The 5,042-nt window shown below is 71.2% G+C and carries 5 protein-coding genes; 3 read left to right on the plus strand and 2 right to left on the minus strand.

The window, feature by feature from the left end; all coding sequences use genetic code 11:
* Positions 1-513 precede the first annotated feature (513 nt).
* The gene (tyrS, locus tag AB0B35_RS32940) at positions 514-1,773 is read right to left on the minus strand and encodes a tyrosine--tRNA ligase (protein WP_360538713.1); all 1,260 of its coding nucleotides are present in this window, start codon (positions 1,771-1,773) and stop codon (positions 514-516) included.
* A gap of 118 nt (positions 1,774-1,891) precedes the next feature.
* Between tyrS and AB0B35_RS32945 the strand changes: the two genes are divergently transcribed.
* Positions 1,892-2,446: a hypothetical protein gene (locus tag AB0B35_RS32945; protein ID WP_361053017.1), complete on the plus strand. Its 555-nt coding sequence runs from the start codon at positions 1,892-1,894 to the stop codon at positions 2,444-2,446.
* A 76-nt stretch (positions 2,447-2,522) separates the two neighbouring features.
* Positions 2,523-3,176 carry a hypothetical protein gene (locus AB0B35_RS32950; protein WP_361053020.1) on the plus strand — a complete coding sequence of 218 codons (654 nt, stop codon included), beginning with the start codon at positions 2,523-2,525 and terminating at the stop codon, positions 3,174-3,176.
* A 100-nt stretch (positions 3,177-3,276) separates the two neighbouring features.
* Here the strand turns inward: AB0B35_RS32950 and AB0B35_RS32955 are convergent, their stop codons facing one another.
* A complete protein-coding gene (locus AB0B35_RS32955) occupies positions 3,277-3,906 on the minus strand; it encodes a DNA-3-methyladenine glycosylase (RefSeq protein ID WP_361053023.1) in 630 nt (209 codons plus the stop codon).
* Positions 3,907-3,978: 72 nt separating this feature from the next.
* On the opposite strand from AB0B35_RS32955, the gene AB0B35_RS32960 reads away from it, so the two are divergent.
* Positions 3,979-4,896 carry a hypothetical protein gene (locus tag AB0B35_RS32960; RefSeq protein WP_361053026.1) on the plus strand — a complete coding sequence of 306 codons (918 nt, stop codon included), beginning with the start codon at positions 3,979-3,981 and terminating at the stop codon, positions 4,894-4,896.
* The last annotated feature ends 146 nt before the right edge of the window (positions 4,897-5,042 follow it).

Consider the following 5,042-nt stretch of genomic DNA (forward strand, 5'->3'; position numbering starts at 1 on the left):
TGTCCATCACCAAAGGAATCATCCGAGGATGATCAATAATTGGCACTTGGCTTAAATAGCACCCTGTTGAGTTCTCAAAGAACAAGCACACACCGTGTCGTCCAGGTCTCCCTGGCCGCCTCCGGGGCAACTCATCCAGCTTACCCATCCGGCCGTTCCGTGTCAAATCCGAATTTTCGGATTTGTCCGGCTCGTCCGTTTGGACACCCCCGAACACGCAGAACCGTTGAGGTCCGTACGAGGTTCGAGGAGAACCAGTGACCCGGCCGACGGTCCCCTCCGAGAAGATTCTCGGCGAACTCATCCGCCCGGCTCGTCACCGGCTCGGTAACCATACCCGGTTGGTTTCGGCCGATCAAATCGGCCCCACCCGGTGCGCTCCGGCCTCTTTGCTCCGACCTTCCGGTCTCGGCTGTTTTGTCCGTTCCGCGCTGGCAGAGAGAACATTACGCGGGACGCGCCGCCACCCGCAAATCGGGGGGACGCGTCCCGCGTCACATCATGGTCAACTGCCTATTTTCGCAGCTCAGCACCGGCGATGGTCTTCTTGCCACGACGCAGCACCAGGTACTTGCCGTGCAGCAGCAGGTCTGCCGACACCGGGGCGTCGGCATCGGACATACGCTCGTTGTTGATGTACGCGCCGCCCTCGGCAACCGCGCGCCGTGCCTCGCCGAGACTCGCCGCCAGGCCCGACTCCTTGAACAGCACCGCGACGCTGGGCAGCTCGTCGACCTCGACCAGGCCGGCCTCGGCCAGCGCCGAGCGCAGCGTCGACGGGGCCAGGTCGGTCAGCGCGCCGCGACCGAACAGCGCCTGCGACGCCGTGATGACCTGCTCGCACTCGTCCTTGCCGTGCAGCAGCGTGGTCAGCTCCTCGGCCAGCGCCTTCTGCCCCGCCCGCGCGAACGGCCGCTCCGCGGTCTCCTTCGCCAGCTCCTCGATCTCCTCCCGGGAGCGGAAGCTGAACACCTTCAGGTAGTTCACGATGTCGGCGTCGGCCGCGTTGAACCAGAACTGGTAGAAGGCGTACGGGCTGGTCATGGCCGCGTCCATCCAGACCGACATGCCTTCGGCGCTCTTGCCGAACTTGGTCCCGTCGGCGCGCGTGATCAGCGGGGTGGTGAACGCGTGCACGCCGCGCACGCCCTTGCGCCGGTTGAAGTCGACGCCGGCGATGATGTTGCCCCACTGGTCGGAGCCGCCGTGCTGCAGCGTCACGCCGTAGCGCTGGTGCAGCTGGTAGAAGTCGTGCGACTGCAGGATCTGGTACGCGAACTCGGTGAAGCTGATGCCGCTCTCCAGCCGCGCCTTGACCACCTCGCGGGCCAGCATCTGGTTCACCGGGAAGTGCTTGCCGACGTCGCGCAGGAACTCGATCGCCGACAGCGGCGAGGTCCAGTCCAGGTTGTTGACCATCCGAGCCGCGTTGGCGCCCTCGAACTCGAAGAACGGCTCCACCTGCCGGCGGATCTTGTCCACCCAGCCGGCGACGGTCTCCTCCGAGTTCAGCGAGCGCTCGCCCTCGGCCTTCGGGTCGCCGATCAGGCCGGTCGCACCGCCGACCAGCAGCACCGGAATGTTCCCCGCCTGCTGGAGCCGGCGCGCGGTCAGCACCTGCACCAGGTTGCCGACCTGGAGGCTGGGCGCGGTCGGGTCGAAGCCGACATAGAACGTCACCGGCCCCTCGGCCAGGTGCTTGCGCAGCTCGTCCAGGTCGGTGGAGTCCTGCAGCAGGCCACGCCACTGCAGATCATCGAGGATGTCCGTCACGCCGTCGATTGTCGCGCATCGCGCGGACCGGCCGACAACCGGTTTCCCCACCGCCGAGCAGGGCCGCCCAGCCCGGTTACCGTCGTCGCCGCTGGTCAGCACTCGGGAAGGGAAGGCTGTGGGTCGCCACCACAAGGGTCGTCGCCGCCCCTGGCTCGTCCCATGGCGGGCAGACAGCGCGTTCGACCGGCAGTTCCGGTACGGCGTCGCGGCCGGCACGCTGCTGCTCGCGGTGTTCGCCGTCATGCAGGCCGCGCTGGCGGTCGACGGCATCCGAGCCGAGCGGGGCGGCCGGGCGGGCACCGTCACTCCTGCCTCGTGCAGCGTCGCGGGCGGTCGTCAGGCGCTGCTGTTCGCCCGCTGGCGCTGCACGGGCACGTTCGTCGAGCGGGACAGCCGCGACGCGTACCCGGTGGATTTCTTCTGGGGCGCGCGCGAGCGGCCGCGCGGGCCGCTGGCGGCGCGGGTCAGCGGGGCCGGGTCGGACGAGGCCTGGCTCGACGGCGACCGGGCGTGGCTTCGCCCGAGCGCCTTGGCAGCGCTGCTGGTGGTGCCCGTGGGCATCGGTTCGGTCTCGGTGGTCCGGGTCTTCGGGGAGCTGGTCCGACGTTCGCGGAAGGCGCTCGGCGATGATCGTCGCCCTCTTGCGCCGACGGAGTCCGCCCGCACCTGAACCTGGCATGATCGCGCGGTTGCGGCGATCGGGACATGGGCATAGCGCGGGCATGGAACTGTCGTTTCTTCGCGCCATGTATGAGATCCCCGGCCCGTGGGCGTCGCTGTACATCGACGGGACCGATCACACCGAGGCGACCGCCGCGGCGCTGAAGCTGCGCTGGCGGGCCGCCCGGGAGACGCTGCTCGACGAGGGCATCGACGAGCCCACCCTGCTGGCTCTGGAGGGTGCGCTGGCCCAGTACCGGCGTCCGCGCGAGCGGCACGGGCTGGCCGTGTTCGCCGCGCAGGGCCGGGTGCACTACGCCGAGGCGATGCCGCAGCCGTTGTGCACCGACAGCGCGGAGATGGCTCCGCTGCCGCACGTGACGCCGCTGCTGGCCACGCGCGACGGCGGGCCGCTGCCCGGCAGCGGTGCCGCCGAGCCGGCCGCGTCGGGCGTCGCCGACACCCTGGCCGCGTTCGAGAACCGGCAGGTCGAGGCGCTGCTGCTGGATCCGGCCGCGCTGGCCAAGGCCCGCGTGTGGATCGGCGACTCGCCGGCTGACCTGTCCGCGAGCGAGGAGCGGCTGCGGCAGTTGGGGGCGTCCCGCGCCCATCCGGTACGCGCGGAGGACGCGCTGGTCCGCGCTGCGGTGCTCAACGACGCCGAGCTGATCATCGTCAACGCCGCCGAGGTCCGGCTCGACGAAGGCGTCGGCGCCGTCCTCCGCCCCGACCCCGCCTGACCCCGAACCCCGCCGCCCAGCCCCTCCCGCCCCACCTTGAATCGACGATGGCCTATGACATCGAGAACACGTGACCGGATTCGATGTGATAGGCCAACGTCTATGACGAGCGGGCGGTGTCGGCGGGTGGGGTGCGGCGGCGAGGGGTGTGGCGGCGGTACGGGCTCACGGACGGTTCGCCGTGCAGCCAGAAGCGCCACGGCCGGTCGTGCGCGGCGGCGACGCCCACCCGCGGTCCCGACCTGATCAGGTTCGGCAACACGGCCGCGGCGGGGAGCAGGCGCGCGGGCCCGGTGCCGTCGAGCAGTGACGTGCGGTTCGCGGACCCGTCGATGCCCAGCGCCATGGCCAGCCGGGCCGGACCCCGGGCCAGCTCGCGGTCGGCGACCTGGCCTCGGCGCTCGCGGGCCAGGTCCACTCCCCCGACGACCGCGCCCGCGCGCAGCAGCACCGCGGCCGCCTCGCCCTCGTGGCCGGCGGTCACGTTCATGCACCAGTGCATGCCGAAGACGAAGTACACGTAGAGCACGCCGGCCGGGCCGAACATCACCGAGCTGCGCGGGGTGGGGCCGCGGTGGCTGTGCGAGGCGGGGTCCTCGCCGACGCCCGCGTACGCCTCGACCTCGGTGATCCTGACCCGCACCCCGTTGGCTTCGAGGTGCCAGCCCAGCAGGCCGCGGGCGGTGTCGGTGACCTGGGAGGCGGGCGCGTCGAGCAGCGAGTAGTCCACGCCACCAGGGAACTCCGGCGCGTGGCCGAATGCAAAATCCGTGCTGTCGTACCCGTGCGCGAACATCGGCGGATGTCGACTGTCTTCACACGGGCCAGGGCGTTCGTGTTCGAGCAGGGGCGTCCGCTGGACCGGGCGCGGCTGCGGTTCCACTTCGAGTCCGGTCCGGCGCGGGTGGTGCTCGACGAGCTGGTGTCGTACCAGAACGACGACGGCGGTTTCGGGCACGCGCTGGAGCCGGATCTGCGTACCCCCGTGTCGTCGGCGGTGGCGACCTGGTGCGCGGGCACGGTGCTGCACGAGATCGGCGCGGGCGCGGACGAGCCGCTGGTCCGCCGGGCGGTCGGCTACCTGGTGGACACCTATGACGCCGCGGAGCGGCGCTGGTGGATCGTGGCCCCGGAGACGGAGGACTCGCCGCGCGCGCCGTGGTGGACGTACGCGGACATCGGCGCCACCTTCAACGACTGCGTGCTCAATCCGACGGCGGGGCTGGCCGGGGTGCTGTGGGAGTACCGGGAGCTGGTCCCGCCGGCGCTGCTGGCCGAGCTGACCGAGGCGGTGCTGAACCGCCTTGAGGACGGGGTCGCCAGGGCGAGCGGACTGGACCGCGGTGAGCTGACCGCGGCGGAGCTGTTCCTCCAGGCCCGGAACCTGCCCGAGGTGGCTCGGCGACGAGCGCTCGCCGCGCTGCGCCGCGCCGCCGCCCAGCGGGTGGAGAACCGGCCGGAGGCGTGGACGGAGTACCTGCTGCAGCCGCTGGACGTGGCGCACACCCCGGACTCGCCGCTGTCCCCGGCGGTGGATCAGGCGTCGATCGCGGCGAACCTCGACTACCTGGTGGACCAGCAATTGCCCGACGGGTCATGGCCGCTGACCTGGAGCTGGGCCGAGGTCGACGCCCAGGCCTGGCTGCTGGCCGAGCGGGAGGCCAAGGGCCTGGTCGCCGTCGACCGCCTGCGCACCCTGCGCGCCTACAGCCGCGCCTGACGGTCCCCGCAGGCACACCTCCCCCGACGGGCCCCGGCGGCGCTGCCTGCGGGGCTCGTCCCGGCGGCAGGGACGGAGATCAGCGCTTGGGGGGGTTTTTTTGGGTGGGGGCGGCGGTGCTGTTTGCCAAACTCGGAGGTTTAGGC

Origin of the sequence: Catellatospora sp. NPDC049133 (assembly GCF_040648455.1) — a bacterium.
GTDB classification, from domain to species: domain Bacteria; phylum Actinomycetota; class Actinomycetes; order Mycobacteriales; family Micromonosporaceae; genus Catellatospora; species Catellatospora aurea.